Genomic DNA, 15396 nt, shown 5'->3' on the forward strand with positions numbered 1-15396 from the left:
GAGTCGCATGGTCCGGCTGTTCACTGCCCTTTCCGTTACCGACGACGTGGCCGGGACGCTGGCGCACCGCCAGACAGGCCTGCCCGGCGCGAACTGGCGCACCCACGATCAGCTGCACATCACCCTGACCTTCTACGGAGAGGTCGACGGGCACCGCGCGGATGATCTGGCCGTCGAGCTGGAGAAGGCGGCGGCCGGCGGGCCCTTCGAGATCGCCCTGGCCGGCGTCGGTGCCTTCGGTGACGAGCATCGTATCCGCACGCTCTGGGCCGGGATCGAACCGAATGAGCGCCTGTCGGTGCTGGCGGGCCGTTGTCGCAAGGCGGCCGAGCGGGCCGGGATCCCTGTCGAGCGCCGCGACTACCGCCCGCATCTGACGCTGGCCTATCTGAAACCACAGACCAATCCCGACCGGATCGGGGCCTGGATCGCGGGGCACAACCTGCTGCATTCGCCACCGGTCCGCATCGACCGGTTTGGCCTGTATTCGAGCGTCCTGACGCAGGACGGCAGCCACTATGAACTCGAGCGGGAGTATCTGCTTTGACCGGACCGGTGCTTGAAACCGAACGCCTGACCCTGCGGCCCATCGCGCTGGCGGATTTTCCGCGCTGGGCGGAGATGATGGCGGATCCAGAGGCCGCGAAATTCCTCGGCGGCCCCCAACCGGCAGCGGTCGCCTGGCGCGGTTTCATGACCATGGCGGGGGCCTGGAGTCTGACGGGCGTGTCCATGTTCTCGGTCGTCGAACGCGTCACAGGTCTCTGGCTCGGCCGGATCGGTCCGTGGCAACCGCACGGCTGGCCAGGAACCGAGGTCGGATGGGGCCTGCACCCGGACGCCCAGGGCAAGGGCTATGGCGTCGAGGCTGCGACGGCGGCGATCGACTACGCCTTCGACGTTCTGGGCTGGACCGAGGTCATCCACTGCATCGATCCGGACAACACCCCTTCGCAGCGACTGGCCGAACGGATCGGGTCTCGCAATCAGGGACTTACGCGGCTGCCGCCGCCTTTCCACGAACTGACGATGGAGCGTTGGGGCCAGAGCCGCGAGGACTGGCGGGCGCGCCACGGTTGAAGGGCCTCCGCCTGCGAAATACTGACGCTTTGACCGGCGGGCGCGTTCGGCTAGTCAGGATGCAAGAAACGACGGGGATGAACGGATGCGGGTTCTTGTTCTGGGCGGCGACGGCTTCTGTGGCTGGCCGACAGCCCTGCATCTGTCGGCGCGCGGCTGGGATGTCTGCGTCGTCGACAATCTGAGCCGGCGCAACATCGACAATGAGCTGGAGGTCCAGTCCCTGACCCCCATCCGGACGATGGGCGAGCGGATCGCCGCCTGGACAGAGGTCAGCGACAAGACCATCGACTTCGTCAACATGACCGTCGGCAAGGAGTTCGACCGGCTCGTCGCGCTGATCAAGGACTGGAAGCCCGACAGCGTCGTTCATTTCGCCGAGCAGCGGGCCGCGCCCTATTCGATGAAATCGGCCCGGCACAAGCTCTACACGGTCGACAACAATCTGAACGCCACCAATCACCTGCTGGCGGCCATCGTCGAGAGCGGACTGGATGTGCACCTGGCGCACCTCGGCACAATGGGCGTCTATGGCTACACCACGGCGGGCCTGCGCATCCCCGAGGGCTATTTGAAGGTCACGGTCGATACGGACTTTGGCCCGACCGAGCAGGAAATCCTGTTCCCGCCGAACCCGGGGTCGATCTATCACATGACCAAGACGCAGGACGCCCTGCTGTTCCAGTTCTACGCCAAGAACGACGGGATCCGGATCACCGACCTGCACCAGGGCATCGTCTGGGGCACCCAGACCGAAGAAACCCGGCTGGATGAGCGCTTGATCAACCGGTTCGACTATGACGGCGACTATGGAACCGTGCTGAATCGCTTCCTGATGCAGGCCGCTGTCGACTATCCGCTGACGGTGCACGGCACGGGTGGCCAGACGCGGGCCTTCATCCACATCCAGGACACGGTGCGCTGCGTCGAGTTGGCGCTGGCCAATCCGCCAAAGGCGGGCGAGCGCGTGAAAATTCTGAACCAGATGACCGAGAGCCGCCGGGTTCGCGATCTGGCCGCCATGATTTCGGACATGACGGGTGCCGTGATCCACAATGTGCCCAATCCGCGTCAGGAAGCCGACGAGAACGAACTCATCGTCGCCAATGACCAGTTCCGCGATCTGGGCCTGAAGCCGATCACACTCGCGCAGGGGCTGCTGGACGAGGTCACCGACATCGCCCGTCGCTACGCCGGTCGCGCCGACCTGACCAAGGTGCCCTGCGTCTCGACCTGGAACAGCAAGCGCGCGCAGGCGATGCAGACCGAGCCCACCCTCAAGGCACCGCCAAGGACCCCGGTTCACGCCCGGTCGGCCTAGGGTCGCCCGTCCATGTCCGAAGCCCCCTTAACCCTGCTGGTCTTCGGCGGCGGCTGGCTCGGCCAGGCGGTCGCGCACGAGGCGGTCCGGCGCGGCGGTCGGGCCGTCCTGACCAGCCGCGATGCCGGACGGCGCGCGGCCCTGACCGCCGAAGGCTTTGCCGCCATCGATCCGGCGGACGAAGCAGCGCTGACAGCCGCGGTCGCCGACGCCTCGGCCATCCTGATTACCGCTCCCCCCGAAGCCACCGGCTGCCCGGGGGTGAAGGCCCTGATGCCCGCCATGACCGCACGGGCGGCCTGGCCGGACTGGATCGGCTATGTTTCGTCGACCGCCGTCTACGGCGATCGTGCCGGCGGCTGGGCCTTTGAGGATTCCGAACTGAACGCAGCCAGCCTGCAGGGCGCGCGGCGTGTGCGGGCAGAACGCGACTGGCTGGACGCCGGGCAGGGCATGGGGCTGACGGTACAGATTTTCCGGCTGCCGGCACTTTACGGACCCGGCCGGTCGCCGCTGGACCGTCTGCGCGACGGCACGGCGCGGCTGGTCAGGAAACCGGGACAGGTCTTCAACCGCATCTATGTCGATGACGTCGTCGACGGCCTGTTCGCCTCGATGGCAAGGCCGCGGCCCGGTGCCGCATACATCCTGTGCGATGACGAACCCGCGCCGGCCGATGTGGTCATGGAGGACGCGGCGCGCCGTCTCGGCCTGCCCGCACCGCCCGAGGTGACGTGGGATGATCCGTCGGTCACCGAGGGAATGCGGCGCTTCTATCTGGACTCAAAACGCCTCTCGAACGCCCGCGCCAAGGCCGAACTGGGATGGCGGCCGCGCTATCCCACGTGGCGCGAGGGGCTGGAGGCCCTGCTTGCACTCCGGACGTGAGCCCTGTCGCTCCGAAGGACTACCCCAGGCGACACTGCCACTGTGGGCTCAGGCTCAAGGGCTGACCCCCGAAGCTCTCGCGCACATCGGACCCGGTCGGCTTCAGAACGGCAGGCCGTTCCGCTGGCGGCTGTAGGCCATTGTGCCGACATTGGCACCGGCGCGCAGGCCCACGCCGGTGCGGATCGGGGCCAGGGTGATGCCGTCGGCGCGCTGGTAGTTCACGCCGAGGCCGCCGACCAGATAGGCCGTGCCCTCCACGCCGGGATAGCGGCGATAGATCATGTCGGGATGGTAGAGGCCGTAAACCAGGGTGAAGACCCGGCTGGCGTTGCCGCCGACGTCCCAGCCGATCGAAATACCCTGCCAGAACACTTCCTGCGAGGCCGACAGATCCTTCATGTGCAGTGCCCCGCGACCGTAGCGGAAGCCGACGCCGAAAGCACCCGAGCCCTCCTCACCGGCGATATAGGCGGTCGGACCTTCGCCCTGATCGGCGAATACACGCTCGATGACGCCGCCGATGGCCTCCGCGGCGATGCCCAGCTCGCGCGAGCCGGCCGCGATCAGTTCGTCTGCCGAATAGACCTGCGCCCGCTGGTCCGAAGCGATCGGATAGGCGGGGTCCGTCGGCTGTTGCCCGGCGGTGGCGCAGGCGGACAGGCCCGAGGCCCCCGCGGTGGCAGCGAGACCGGACAGGATCATTTGGCGGCGGTGCATGACGATTCTCTCAGCGCAGGGCGGGAAAGCGGGATCGTCGCCGCCTTTTGAGTCAGCCTTGCGGCGATGAGGTTAACGAGAGATTGCCGAACGCAGGCTGACGGGCCTCAATGTTTGTCGGTTTTTGCGGTCAGCCAGTCCATCAGGGCCAGCAGGACGCCGGAGGTGACGAAGGTCAGGTGGATGATCACACCCCACATCGCTTCCTGACTGTCGAGCGGTGCGCCGTCCTTGCCGATGTTCATGAAGAATTTCAGCAGCTGGATGCCGGATATGGCCACGATGGAGGCGATCAGCTTCATCTTCAGGCCCGAGAAATCGACGGTCCCCATCCAGGGTGGACGATCAGTCTCTCCGTCCAGATCCAGTTTGGAGACGAAATTCTCATAGCCGGAGAACATGACGATCAGCAGCAGATTGCCCGCCAGCGAAAGGTCAACCAGCGTCAGGACCGCCAGTATGGCGTCGTTGGAGCTCATGCCGGGCCCGGCCATGAAGGCCTGCGGCAGATAGTAGGCAAGGTCGCGCAGGAAGACGACCGTCAGCATCAGCAGGGCCAGTGCCAGCCCGGCATAGAAGGGTGCCATCAGCCAGCGCGACATGAACAGGCCGCGCTCGAACGCCGTCTCGATCTTCGGCTTGATACCCATGGTCGTCCCCGATCTGCCTGAACCCTTTTGGCGGGCCCGGCGCGTTCGATCAAGGTGGCGTCAGGACCGCAGGCGCGCCCCGGTCTTGTCTGCGGCGGCCACGACCCGGGCCGACAACGCCTCGATCTCCGGCTCGGTCAGGGTCGCCTCGACCGGCTGGATGACGACTTCGAGCGCCACCGACTTCATGCCCCCGGGGACGCCTGCGCCACGATAGACATCAAACACCCTGACCTCGGCGATCAGGGCCTTGTCGGCTCCGGCGACCGCGCGCGTCAGATCGCCGACCGCCTTGCCGTCCTCGACCAGGAAGGCGAAGTCGCGGGTCAAAGGCATCAGATTGGCCAGGTTGGCCGCGCCGCGCGCCTTGGACTTCGCACCGCGCGGTTCGGGCACCGCGTCTAGCACAATCTCGAAGGCCAGCATCGGACCGTCCGCATCCAGCAGCTTGAGCACGCGCGGATGCAGAGCCCCGAACTCGACCATCACGGTCCTGGGTCCCAGCTGAAGGCGGGCCGAGCGTCCGGGATGCCACCAGTCGCGGTTCTGGCCCTGAACCAGCTGCAGCGAGCCGACCGGTGCGCCCAGTTCGTCCAGCAGCGCCATCAGGTCGCCCTTGAGGCCGAACAGGGCGTCCTCAGCCTCGCCGCCCCAGTGACGGGCGGCGCGCGGCGCGATCAGTCCGGCGATGACGGTGCGCTGTCCGGTAGGAGAGTCGTCCAGATAGATGGGGCCGACCTCGAACAGGCAGGCGTCGGCGTGGCCTCGCGCGGCGTTGCGGGCGGCGGCCTGGATCAGATTGGGCAGGACCGAGGGCCGCATGCAGTCCAGATCGGCGGCGATCGGATTCTCGACCAGAAGGCGTTCATCGCCGCCGCCGAACAGGGCGGCTGTCGACTGTTTGGTGAATGACCAGGTGACAGCCTCGGCATAGCCCATGGCCGCCAGCGCGCGGCGGGCGCGTCGGACGCGGGCCTGGCGCGGGTTCAGCACGCCGCGTGAAGGCGCGCCCTGATCGGGCAAGGGGGTCGACGGCAGGGCACCGTAGCCCTCGATACGGGCGACTTCCTCGACCAGGTCGGCCGGCCCCTCGACGTCGCGGCGCCATGAGGGTGGCGTCACGGTCCAGGACGTAGCCCGGACGATCTCGAAGCCGAGGCGGGTCAGGATCTCGGCGATCCGGTCGTCGTCGAGCGACAGGCCGGTCAGCTGACCGACACGGGCCGGATCGAAGTCGAAAGCCGCAGGATTGGCGGGCACCTGCCCGGTCACCACAACCTCGGACGGCTCGCCACCACACAGGTCGAGGATCAGGCGCGTGGCCAGTTCCAGACCCGGAACCACGAAGGCCGGATCGACGCCGCGCGCGAACCGGTACTGGGCGTCCGAGCTAATCGTGAGGGTGCGCCCGGTCTGTGCCGTGACCAGCGGGTCGAACCAGGCGCTTTCGACGAAGACATCGACGGTGTCGTCCGAACAGCCGGTCGACTCGCCGCCCATGACGCCGCCGAGGCCGATCGGGCGCTCGCCGGCGGCGTCGGCGATGACGCACATGGCCGGATCGACAGCATAGGTCTTTCCGTCGAGAGCGATGAGGTGCTCGTGTTCGCCCGACCCAGCGGCGACCTGCCCGCCCCGCACCACGATCTCGCCGCCCACAATTTTGGCAGCGTCATAGACGTGCAGCGGCCGGCAGCGGTCGTAAGCGATCAGATTGGTGACATCGACCAGCCGGTTGATGGAGCGCAGGCCGATGGCCGTCAGTCGCCTTTGCAGCCACTCGGGCGACGGGCCATTCCGGACCCCACGGATCAGCCGCCCGGCGAACACCGGGCACATCTCCGGTGCCTCGATCCGCACCTTGATCGGGGACGGGAAGGTTCCGGCGACCGGCACGACAGATGGCGTCTGCAGCTGACCGAGGCTGGCCGCCGCCAGATCGCGGGCGATGCCGGCCACGCCCAGCCAGTCGGGCCGGTTCGGCGTCACTTCAAAATCGATCACCGGCTCGGCGCCAAACACGCCCGCCGCCGGCATTCCGACCGTCAGGTCGTCGGCCAGCTCAAGAATGCCGTCGCTTTCATCGGCAAGTTCCAGTTCGGAGGCCGAGCACAGCATACCGTTCGAGACGACACCCCGAACGGGCTTTTCGACCAGTGTCACGCCGAGGCCGGGCACATAGGCCCCGATGGGCGCATAGATGGTGGTCAGGCCGGCCCGCGCGTTCGGAGCACCACAGACGATCTCCTTCATCCCGTCGACGGTGTCGACCTGACAGACCTGCAGCCGGTCGGCGTCGGGATGCCGCTCAGCCGAAATGATCCGCGCGACCGTGAACGGGGCCAGCGCCGCGATCGGGTCGTGGACCTCTTCCACCTCCAGCCCCGCCATGGTCATGGCGTCGGCGACGGCCGCGACATCCGCGTCCGTGTCCAAGTGTTCCTTCAACCATGAGAGGGTGAATTTCACGCGCCGGTCCCGCCGGGGGCCGGGATGTCAGACGCGGATTTGATCCCGCTCTGGAGTTGCTCCAGCAGATCATCCGATCCGGTGAAGCCGACCTGTACGAAACGGCAGCGGAGAAAGCGGCAATTGGCCATGCCGACCACACCGGCCAGCTTGGTGGTGCTGAGAGGGCGGTACAGAAGGTTCTTCACGTCCGTCGTCGTGCCCATGGCGCAGTTGTCGAACGTCGTCCCGTTCATGACGGCCATCAGGGCCGGTCCCTCGATGACGCAGTCGGTGAAGGTCTTGCCGTCGATGGCCATCTGGCCGGCGTTCCAGTGATGGACGGCCAGGAGCGGCAGCCAGACGGCTTCCTTCTCGAAGCTGGTTCGGGCCACGAGGGCGCGTCCGGCGGCTTCTTCGGGCGACATGGCGGCGGTGTGGGTCGGGTCGGTCATGGTGCAGTCTCTCGTTCTCTGTTCCGGCCGTCAGCCGGTCGTCGTGACCTGTTCGATCAGCATATTGAGCAAGGCCTCGTTTCCGGTGACCCCCAGCGTCTGGAACGTGCACCGCGTGAAGCTGCAGTTGCGCACGGGGATCGCGCCAATTCCTATGGTGCCCATCGGCTTGAACAGCATGTTGCGTATGTCTCCACCGGTTTGGCCGAAATTGGTGTTGTCGAAATGGGTGCCCTCGAGCACCAGCATCAAGGCGGGACCATCGATGACGCAATCTGTGAAGGCGCGTCCCTCGATCACCACCCCGCCTCCGGCCTGGACGCTGGCACGATAAAGGTCGAACAGGCTTAAGGTCGCTCCTCGGAACTCCTTCGCAAGCGGGTCCAGGGTGCGCGTCTCCGCGATCTGGGAGGGGGTCGGCTCGGTCATCAGGACAGCCCGCTCGCAGGGTTTGGCGTGGCAAACGCCGAGAAGCCGTAATGGGCCAGCCACCGGGTGTCAGCGTCGAACATGGGGCGCAGATCCGGAATGCCATATTTCAGCATGGCCAGGCGATCCACGCCCATGCCGAAGGCGAACCCCTGATATTCGTCCGGATCGATGCCGCAGTTCCGCAGCACATTGGGATGCACCATCCCGCAGCCGAGAATTTCCATCCAGCTGTCGCCCTGGTTGAGCTTCAACTCGCCGCCGGACCGATCGCAGCGGATGTCCATCTCGGCCGAGGGCTCGGTGAAGGGGAAATGGTGCGGCCGGAATCGGGCGTCGACGTCGTCGACCTCGAAGAAGCGCGCGACAAAGTTCTGCAGCGTCCACTTCAGGTGTCCCATATGGATGTCGCGGTCGATGACCAGCCCCTCGACCTGATGGAACATCGGCGTGTGCGTCGCGTCTGAATCCTTCCGGAAGGTCCGGCCCGGGGCGATGATCCGGATCGGCGGCTTTTGCGTCATCATGGTCCGCACCTGCACGGGGCTGGTGTGGGTGCGCAGCACCTTCCGCTCGCCCGTCTCTGGGTCGGGCTTGAGGAAGAAGGTGTCATGCATCTCTCGCGCCGGATGTTTGGGCGGGAAATTCAGGGCGGTGAAATTGTGGAAATCGTCCTCGATGTCGTGACCTTCGGCGACCGCGAAGCCCATGTCGGCGAACAGGGCAATCATCTCGTCCATGACCTGCATGGTCGGATGAACGCTGCCCTTGCGGCGCGGACGCGCCGGCAGCGTCAGGTCGATACGCTCGGCCTGCAAACGGGCGTCGAGTTCAACGGCCTCCAATTCGGCCTTTCGAGCGGCCAGGGCGGCAGACACGCGGTCACGCAGGCCGTTGATCATCGGCCCCCGCTCGCGCCGTTCGTCGGGGCTCAGCGCGCCCATGCCCTTGAGCAGGCCGGAGACGGAGCCGGTCTTGCCCAGGGCCGCAACGCGCACGTCCTCGACCGCGGCTGCGGTGCCGGCCGAGCCTATGGCGTTGATCAGGTCGAGTTCGAGTTGAGCGAGATCGGTCATGTCGGGTTTCGTCTAGCGGGTGGGGCGCAAAGCAAAAAGCCCCCCGGCGCGAACCGGAGGGCTTTTGCGTCTTCCGTTGCCGGAAAAGCTTAGGCCGTCTTCAGCGCGTCGCGGACCTTGTCGGCGATCGCCTTGAAGACCGTTTCGTCAGCAGCCATCGCGGCCAGGACCTTGCGGTCCAGCTCGATGCCGGCCTCTCCGAGGCCATGGATGAACTGCGAATAGGTGAAGCCTTCCAGACGGGCGGCGGCGTTGATGCGCTGGATCCACAGGGCGCGGAACGAGCGCTTCTTGTTGCGGCGGTCGCGATAGGCGTATTGCCCGGCGCGATCGACGGCGGCCTTGGCCGTGCGGATGGTGTTCTTGCGGCGGCCGTAGAAACCCTTGGCCTGCTTGAGAACCTTCTTGTGTCTGGCGTGTGAAACTACGCCGCGTTTGACGCGAGCCATGTCGCTATCCTTTCAAATTCAATGGGAAAATCAGATCGTCGATGCGCGCGCCGATCAGGCGTACGGCATGTAGGACTTGATCTTCTTGGCGTCGGCGGCAGCCATGAGGGAGGTGCCGCGGTTCTGGCGGATGTATTTGCTGTTGTGGCTGATCAAGCGGTGCCGCTTGCCTGCCACGCCGGCTTTGACCTTGCCAGTCGCCGTGAATTTGAAGCGCTTCTTGGCGCCCGACTTCGTCTTAAGTTTCGGCATTTTCACTCTCTTTTTGAGTGGGTTGCTGGTTCTTCAGGCCTTTGGAGCCCTCGGATTGGAAACCCTGATGAGAACCGCCCAGGCATGCCTGTTCGCCCGGCGGTTCGGTACGCGAAGGCGCGGCTTCTAGGCGAAGCGGGCCGACAAGGCAAGGAGAAAGGCGGGTCCGCCCTATCTCGGCGGATTGTGCTGCGCCAGAAACGGACGGTTTCGGCTCGCATACATGGCCGGGTGGCGGCCCGGGTCAGCCAGTAATCTTCGCTGGGCCGTTCGACCAACCCATAGGGCTTGCCGGCCTGGCGCAAGGCCTCGGCAAACACCCTGCTCAGTTCGAAAGGCACCGCCGTGTCGTCCCGGCCGCGCAGTATAAGGATCGGCGCGTCTGCAAGCGCAGCCTTATTCTGCCGGTGCCGGTGCCAGTCCGGCCTGCCGCTTCCGGAACGCCCGTCCGGCGTTGATGGCCATGATCGCCGCCGGAACGGTCAGCGCCGCGCCGATCAGGAACGGCCAGTCATGTCCGACACCCGAAAACAGCGCCCCGGCGGCCATCGGTCCGAAGATGCGGCCGCTGGAACTGGCGGCCATGTTGAGACCCAGCATGGCACCCTGCCGATCCGGATCGACGGATCGCGAGATCAGGGCCGAGATATTGGGCATGGTCACCGCCATGCCGAAGGCTCCGAACGCCATTACCACCGGCACCAGCATATCGCCATGCAGGACGATGGACCGGCCCAGGACCGACACAACCCACTCGGCCTGCGCGGGCATCAGGCGGCCGACGAGAACCTGCAGTGCCAGGCCTGACCCGAAGATCAGGCTGCCGACCGCCAGCACGCGGGCCTCCCCGAAGCGTCGGGCCAGACGACCGGCGATCAGGGCCTGGCAGAGCGTCGAGACGATGCCGACCGCCATGAAGCTGAAGCCCACTTCACGCGCGCCCCAGCCGTATCGTGCCTCGGTCCAGAAGCCGAAGGTGGATTCCATGCCCGAGAAACCGGCCATATAGATCAGGGTCACCAGCAGGACGCGCGACACCACCGGATTGGCGACGGCGTCTTTCACGCCGCTGAGGAACGGGGGGCGGGGCGTCGCCGGGTCGGCGCGGGCACGGCTCTCTTTCAGAAACACGGTCACGCCGAGGGCGGCGAGGACGCACAGGCCCGATGCGACGAAGATCGGCATCTGATAGCCCAAGGCCCCCATGTCGGTCCGGGTCAGCAGACCGCCCAGTCCTGGCCCGACGATGAAGCCGAGCCCGAAGGCCGCACCGATCAGGCCCATGCGCCCTGCCCTTTTTTCGGGCGGAGTCACGTCTGCCACATAGCCTTGGACAGTCGAGACATTGCCCGCTCCGAGGCCGGTGAACAGGCGGATGCCGATGGCCAGCCAGATGTTCGGCGCGAAGGCCAGCATGAGATAACCCAGCGCGTTGGCGCTGACGGTGATCAGCAGCACAGGCTTGCGTCCGATGCGATCTGACAGGCGGCCCCAGAACGGCTCGGCGAAGAACTGGCCCAGCGAATAGGCCGAGAACATCAGCGCCACCTGCCACGGCGGGGCGTCCAGCGTCTGGCCGTAGAAGGGCAGAAGCGGCACCACGATGCCGAACCCCACCAGATTGATAAAGACCACGCCGAAAAGGACGAACAGGGCCGATCGGGACGGAGGCGGGGGCAAGGCGGCTGACGTCACGTGGAGTACTCGGGCAGGAGGCAACCCCTGTGTCAGTTAGATCGCGCGACAGCGCAAGGTGAAGCTGGCAAACGCAATCACCCCGCCGTTGCGGCTGACAAAGGCATGACGTCGGGCATATCGACTTCCCGCAAACGGCTCACGGGGGCGGCCTTCCCCGCAGCCGATGTCAGTACATCCGGCTCGCCGGATTGTTCGCCTCAAGGAACCGAACAGTCTCGGCAAGCATCTGCAGGCGCGTCGCGGACCGCGACAGCCAGTGATCTTCGCCCGGCAACTCCACGAACGCGACCGGCTTGCCGGCCCGACGCAGCGCCTCGGCCATGACCCGGCTCTGTTCGATAGGCACCACTGTATCGTCCCTGCCGTGGATCAACAGAAGGGGGCTGTCGACCGAGGCCGCGAGATAGGCCGGAGAGAGCTCGTCGAGGGCGCGGTCATTCAGCCGGGCCGCGCCCATAAACCGGTTCCAGTAGCGTACGGTCTGATTGTTTTTGTGGCGCGCTTGCTGCGCCTCCCAGTTGACCATGCGGCGCAGGTCCGACACGCCGGCGACGGATACGCCACAGCGATAGACGTCGCTGTCAAGTGTCAGACCCGCCATCGCCGCATAGCCGCCGTAGCTGGCACCGACGATGCAGACGCGGGCGGGGTCGACGATGCCTTCAGCCGCCAGCCAGCGCACACCGTCGGACAGGTCCGTCTGCATCTTGCGGCCCCATTCGCCATAGCCCGCCTCGACAAAGGCGCGGCCGTACCCGGTCGAGCCCCGGAAATTGGCCTGCAGGACCGCATAGCCCCGCGAGGCCAGCGCCTGGGCCCACCAGTCGAAACCCGCCACGTCCCGGGACGCCGGCCCTCCGTGCGCCAGAACCACCAGCGGCAGACCAGACGGATCGGACACGCCCGGCGGCAGGGTCAGGTAACCAGGAATGTCCAGCCCATCCCGGGCGACGTAATGGATCGACCGCACCGCGCCCACCTGTTCGGGCGCGATGGCGGGATAGGCGTCCGCCAGTATGTCCGCGGTGCGACGATCGAAATCGACCAGCTGATACTGGCCGGCCTCGCCGGTGTCGGTGAAGACCACGACCTGGCTCAGTGCATCGTTCCACGACACCAGTTGTGGGGCCTTGCCCCTGAATGCGCGTTCGACGGACTGCCAGCGCCGCGCGGCCTCCGGGTCCAGAAATTCGTACCGGACGCCGGCCTCTTCATTCCGCCCGCCGCCGATCAACAGGCGGGTCCGGGGATGATGCACGAGGAAGCCCGGGTGGCGTTCGAACGGCAGGCGGCTCCAGTCGCCGGTGTCCACATTGACCTCGAACACCTCGTCCGCATCCGCGGACCCGGCGTCGTCGGGCGCGATGTCCGGCCGATCGGCGCTGACGATGATGGTGCGGGGCGTGCGGCCCATGCCCAGCAGCGCCGGTACGTCGACCGGTGCGTCGACCGTCCAGACCTCGCGGTGACCTTGCCCCCCGGGCAGGCGCAGCGACCAGCGGCCGGTGCGCTCGTCATAGCGCGACAGGGCGATGATCTCGCCTTCGCCGTCCAGCACATAGTCGTCGGTCGTGCTGTCCATATAGGCCACCGAGCGACCGCGCCCGTTTCTGGGGTCGACGCGGTGCAGGTTGGCCTGGTCATTGATGGTGCTGACGCCGCGGACGAACAGGGTGTCGCCCTCGCTGGTGTTCCGGACCGAGGCAGGCCCGTAAAGCACCGGCAGCACATCCGGCGTGCGGTCCAGCACCTGGACCACCCTCCGTGTCTCGAGGTCGAGCACCTGGCCGAAGAAAAGTTCCACGCGCGGTACGCCCAGCGAGGCGATGTTGCGGGTCTGCGAGGTGACCACCAGCACCCGGCCTTCGCCGATCCAGCGCAGGTCGCGCACCTTGATCACGCTGATATCGCCGACGAAGAGGTCCTCACGCGTCGCGATCCGGGTGACGGCGAGGGAGCGCGTTTCGCCCCTCACCGTGATCCGGGCGATCAGTTCGCCGCTGGGGGACCGCTGAACAAGTTCGATGGCGGGGGTCGCGCCATAGACCTCAAGGGGCGGGGCCGCGGGAACCGGGCTCTGGGCCCAGGCCTGCGAATGTCCCGCGCAGCACAAGGCGGCAACCGCGAGAGCGAACGCCCTCATCCCTGACCTGAACACGACGCCTGCTCCCCTTTTCCGGGTATCCTTCTCCATCGCCGCGGTCCCGGGTTGCAAGGGGCGCGACCAAAAGAAAAAGCCCCGGCCGTTTCCGGTCGGGGCTTTTCGAAGTCGGTGGCGCGGGACCGCTATTTCGGCGCGAGGATCATGATCATCTGGCGGCCTTCCATACGCGGGGCGTATTCGACCTTGGCGATCTCGTCGAAATCCGCCTGGACCTTGTTGAGCAGCTTCATGCCCAGTTCGGGGTGGGCCATTTCCCGGCCGCGGAAGCGCAGCGTCACCTTGACCTTGTCGCCCTCGTCGAAGAAGCGGTGCATGGCCTTGGCCTTCACCTCATAATCGTGAACGTCGATATTGGGGCGAAGCTTGATCTCCTTCAGCTCGACGACCTTCTGGCGCTTGCGGGCCTCAGCCTTCTTCTTCTGCTCCTGGAAGCGGAATTTGCCGTAGTCGAGAATCTTGCAGACCGGCGGTTCGGACGTCGACACGATCTGAACCAGGTCCATGCCGGCCTCTTCGGCGGCTTCCAGCGCAGCGGACGTCGGCATGACGCCCTGTTTCTCGCCGTTCTGATCAATGAGCAGAACGCGCGGCGCGCGGATATCCTGGTTCATGGGGGGCCCATCCTTGACGGGCGGCTGGTTCATCGGACGGCGAATGAGCGTCGGTTCCTTGCGTGGAAGAAAAAGCGGAGTTCTGACAGGCCGGAGCACGCAGCGGTTCGCCGCATCCCCCTCGAGAGCACCTATATGACCGCGAACGCCCGTCTCTTCAAGGTTTGGCGGGGGTGCCGGCTTCGATGAAGGCCGTATGCAGCTCGATCACGGCGTTGAAGACACGGTCTGCCGTCAGGGCCTCGATCGGCGCGAACGCGCCGCGGGTTTCGTTGGAAGCGGCGATGTGCGTCTTCGGACCCCATGGTCCGTAGAGCCACCACTGGGTCGGGCCGAACAGGCCAAGGGTTGGACGACCCGCCGCAGCGGCCACGTGCATCAGGCCGGAATCGTTGCCGACGAACAGCGCGGCCCGGTCAATTGCGGCGGCCGAAGCCAGAATGTCGCCCTTGCCGACAAAATCGATCCCCCGCTCACCCGCCGCGGCCAGCGCCGGTGCCGCAGGAGGGTGATCGCCCGGCCCGCCGACCAGCATGAAGCGCCAGCCGTCGAAACGCTTGTCGGCCCTCAGCAATTCGACCAAGCCGCCCCACCGGTCCGCCGGCCAGCTCTTGCCGGGCTGATGCGCGATGGGGGCCAGGGCGATGATCGGTCCGGGCGCCGTTGCCAGTTGCGGATCGATCACGGTCGCCGCCTCCGCGCGGGCCTGATCATCGAGGAAGATTTCCGGATCCAGAGGCCTGGCCGACCCCATCAGGCGCGACACCATCTCGACCTTGCGCACGCCGGTCTCCCAGGACCGGTTGTAGACCACGCGCCGCTTCGCCGGGATCAGATAGCTGAGGGCCGACCCGCGGATGTCGATGACCAGATCCCAGCGCGTCCCGACGACCTGCCTCCAGAGGCCGACCCAGTGTCCCGCGAGTTTTTGCTTGTCGAGGATGATCACCCGCTCGACGCCCGGCGCGGCCCGGAACAGGGGAGCCGGGGGCCGGCCCGTGGCGACGGTGATCCGGGCACCCGGAAGCTGCCGCCCGATCTCGCGGATCACGCCCGACGAAATCACGCAGTCGCCAATCCGGTTGGAGGAGACGAACAGAACCTTGGGGGGGGTCTTGGGATCGGGCACGCGCTTTTGGCCTTCGCTTGGTTACG

17 protein-coding genes are annotated in these 15396 nt (G+C 66.4%); 4 read left to right on the forward strand and 13 right to left on the reverse strand.

All coding sequences use genetic code 11. The features are described 5' to 3' along the window. Positions 1–7: 7 nt before the first annotated feature. From thpR to ACP7AS_RS01320, 4 genes are all read left to right on the forward strand, one after another. A complete protein-coding gene (gene thpR, locus ACP7AS_RS01305; protein WP_426027021.1) occupies positions 8–547 on the forward strand; it encodes an RNA 2',3'-cyclic phosphodiesterase in 540 nt (179 codons plus the stop codon). Positions 548–555: 8 nt separating this feature from the next. Beyond that, positions 556–1080, forward strand: a complete 525-nt coding sequence (locus tag ACP7AS_RS01310) for a GNAT family N-acetyltransferase (protein WP_426027022.1) — start codon at positions 556–558, stop codon at positions 1078–1080. Between the two features lie 85 nt (positions 1081–1165). After that, complete coding sequence (locus ACP7AS_RS01315) at positions 1166–2401, forward strand: NAD-dependent epimerase/dehydratase family protein (protein WP_426027023.1); 1236 nt, start codon at positions 1166–1168, stop codon at positions 2399–2401. 12 nt (positions 2402–2413) lie between these two features. Further along, complete coding sequence (locus ACP7AS_RS01320; RefSeq protein ID WP_426027024.1) at positions 2414–3289, forward strand: NAD-dependent epimerase/dehydratase family protein; 876 nt, start codon at positions 2414–2416, stop codon at positions 3287–3289. 102 nt (positions 3290–3391) lie between these two features. Here the strand turns inward: ACP7AS_RS01320 and ACP7AS_RS01325 are convergent, their stop codons facing one another. From ACP7AS_RS01325 to ACP7AS_RS01385, 13 genes are all read right to left on the reverse strand, one after another. Beyond that, entirely contained in the window at positions 3392–4009 is a 618-nt protein-coding gene (locus tag ACP7AS_RS01325) for a DUF1134 domain-containing protein (protein WP_426027025.1), read from the reverse strand. A 107-nt stretch (positions 4010–4116) separates the two neighbouring features. Further along, positions 4117–4659 carry a TIGR00645 family protein gene (locus ACP7AS_RS01330; protein ID WP_426027026.1) on the reverse strand — a complete coding sequence of 181 codons (543 nt, stop codon included), beginning with the start codon at positions 4657–4659 and terminating at the stop codon, positions 4117–4119. A gap of 60 nt (positions 4660–4719) precedes the next feature. After that, positions 4720–7128, reverse strand: coding sequence for a phenylalanine--tRNA ligase subunit beta (gene pheT, locus ACP7AS_RS01335; protein WP_426027027.1), 2409 nt, complete (start codon positions 7126–7128; stop codon positions 4720–4722). Then, positions 7125–7562, reverse strand: coding sequence for a hypothetical protein (locus tag ACP7AS_RS01340; RefSeq protein ID WP_426027028.1), 438 nt, complete (start codon positions 7560–7562; stop codon positions 7125–7127). The genes pheT and ACP7AS_RS01340 overlap by 4 nt, the downstream gene beginning before the upstream one ends. A gap of 30 nt (positions 7563–7592) precedes the next feature. Continuing rightward, positions 7593–7991, reverse strand: a complete 399-nt coding sequence (locus ACP7AS_RS01345; RefSeq protein WP_426027029.1) for a hypothetical protein — start codon at positions 7989–7991, stop codon at positions 7593–7595. Then, positions 7991–9067, reverse strand: coding sequence for a phenylalanine--tRNA ligase subunit alpha (gene pheS, locus ACP7AS_RS01350; protein ID WP_426027030.1), 1077 nt, complete (start codon positions 9065–9067; stop codon positions 7991–7993). Before pheS ends, ACP7AS_RS01345 begins: the two co-directional genes overlap by 1 nt. A gap of 89 nt (positions 9068–9156) precedes the next feature. Beyond that, entirely contained in the window at positions 9157–9516 is a 360-nt protein-coding gene (rplT, locus tag ACP7AS_RS01355) for a 50S ribosomal protein L20 (RefSeq protein ID WP_372706866.1), read from the reverse strand. 54 nt (positions 9517–9570) lie between these two features. After that, the gene (rpmI, locus tag ACP7AS_RS01360) at positions 9571–9768 is read right to left on the reverse strand and encodes a 50S ribosomal protein L35 (RefSeq protein WP_426027031.1); all 198 of its coding nucleotides are present in this window, start codon (positions 9766–9768) and stop codon (positions 9571–9573) included. A gap of 2 nt (positions 9769–9770) precedes the next feature. Beyond that, positions 9771–10142: an alpha/beta hydrolase family protein gene (locus tag ACP7AS_RS01365; protein ID WP_426027489.1), complete on the reverse strand. Its 372-nt coding sequence runs from the start codon at positions 10140–10142 to the stop codon at positions 9771–9773. A gap of 22 nt (positions 10143–10164) precedes the next feature. After that, positions 10165–11463, reverse strand: coding sequence for an MFS transporter (locus ACP7AS_RS01370; protein ID WP_426027032.1), 1299 nt, complete (start codon positions 11461–11463; stop codon positions 10165–10167). Between the two features lie 169 nt (positions 11464–11632). Next, positions 11633–13609: an alpha/beta hydrolase family protein gene (locus ACP7AS_RS01375; RefSeq protein WP_426027033.1), complete on the reverse strand. Its 1977-nt coding sequence runs from the start codon at positions 13607–13609 to the stop codon at positions 11633–11635. Between the two features lie 143 nt (positions 13610–13752). Further along, positions 13753–14274: a translation initiation factor IF-3 gene (gene infC / locus ACP7AS_RS01380; RefSeq protein WP_055827440.1), complete on the reverse strand. Its 522-nt coding sequence runs from the start codon at positions 14272–14274 to the stop codon at positions 13753–13755. 124 nt (positions 14275–14398) lie between these two features. Beyond that, positions 14399–15370, reverse strand: a complete 972-nt coding sequence (locus ACP7AS_RS01385) for a glycosyltransferase family 9 protein (RefSeq protein ID WP_426027034.1) — start codon at positions 15368–15370, stop codon at positions 14399–14401. Positions 15371–15396 lie beyond the last annotated feature (26 nt).

It is taken from the genome of Brevundimonas sp. TWP2-3-4b2 (assembly GCF_049897345.1).
In the GTDB taxonomy this organism is placed as follows: domain Bacteria; phylum Pseudomonadota; class Alphaproteobacteria; order Caulobacterales; family Caulobacteraceae; genus Brevundimonas.

Excerpts from the sequence above, each read along its gene's own strand:
- ACP7AS_RS01315 (WP_426027023.1), top strand. The coding sequence starts at position 1,166 with ATGCGGGTTCTTGTTCTGGGCGGCGACGGCTTCTGTGGCTGGCCGACA.
- thpR (WP_426027021.1), top strand. The coding sequence starts at position 8 with ATGGTCCGGCTGTTCACTGCCCTTTCCGTTACCGACGACGTGGCCGGG.
- ACP7AS_RS01375 (WP_426027033.1), bottom strand. The coding sequence starts at position 13,609 with ATGAGGGCGTTCGCTCTCGCGGTTGCCGCCTTGTGCTGCGCGGGACAT.
- rplT (WP_372706866.1), bottom strand. The coding sequence starts at position 9,516 with ATGGCTCGCGTCAAACGCGGCGTAGTTTCACACGCCAGACACAAGAAG.
- ACP7AS_RS01320 (WP_426027024.1), top strand. The coding sequence starts at position 2,414 with ATGTCCGAAGCCCCCTTAACCCTGCTGGTCTTCGGCGGCGGCTGGCTC.
- infC (WP_055827440.1), bottom strand. The coding sequence starts at position 14,274 with ATGAACCAGCCGCCCGTCAAGGATGGGCCCCCCATGAACCAGGATATC.
- rpmI (WP_426027031.1), bottom strand. The coding sequence starts at position 9,768 with ATGCCGAAACTTAAGACGAAGTCGGGCGCCAAGAAGCGCTTCAAATTC.
- ACP7AS_RS01345 (WP_426027029.1), bottom strand. The coding sequence starts at position 7,991 with ATGACCGAGCCGACCCCCTCCCAGATCGCGGAGACGCGCACCCTGGAC.
- ACP7AS_RS01330 (WP_426027026.1), bottom strand. The coding sequence starts at position 4,659 with ATGGGTATCAAGCCGAAGATCGAGACGGCGTTCGAGCGCGGCCTGTTC.
- ACP7AS_RS01325 (WP_426027025.1), bottom strand. The coding sequence starts at position 4,009 with ATGCACCGCCGCCAAATGATCCTGTCCGGTCTCGCTGCCACCGCGGGG.
- pheS (WP_426027030.1), bottom strand. The coding sequence starts at position 9,067 with ATGACCGATCTCGCTCAACTCGAACTCGACCTGATCAACGCCATAGGC.
- ACP7AS_RS01340 (WP_426027028.1), bottom strand. The coding sequence starts at position 7,562 with ATGACCGACCCGACCCACACCGCCGCCATGTCGCCCGAAGAAGCCGCC.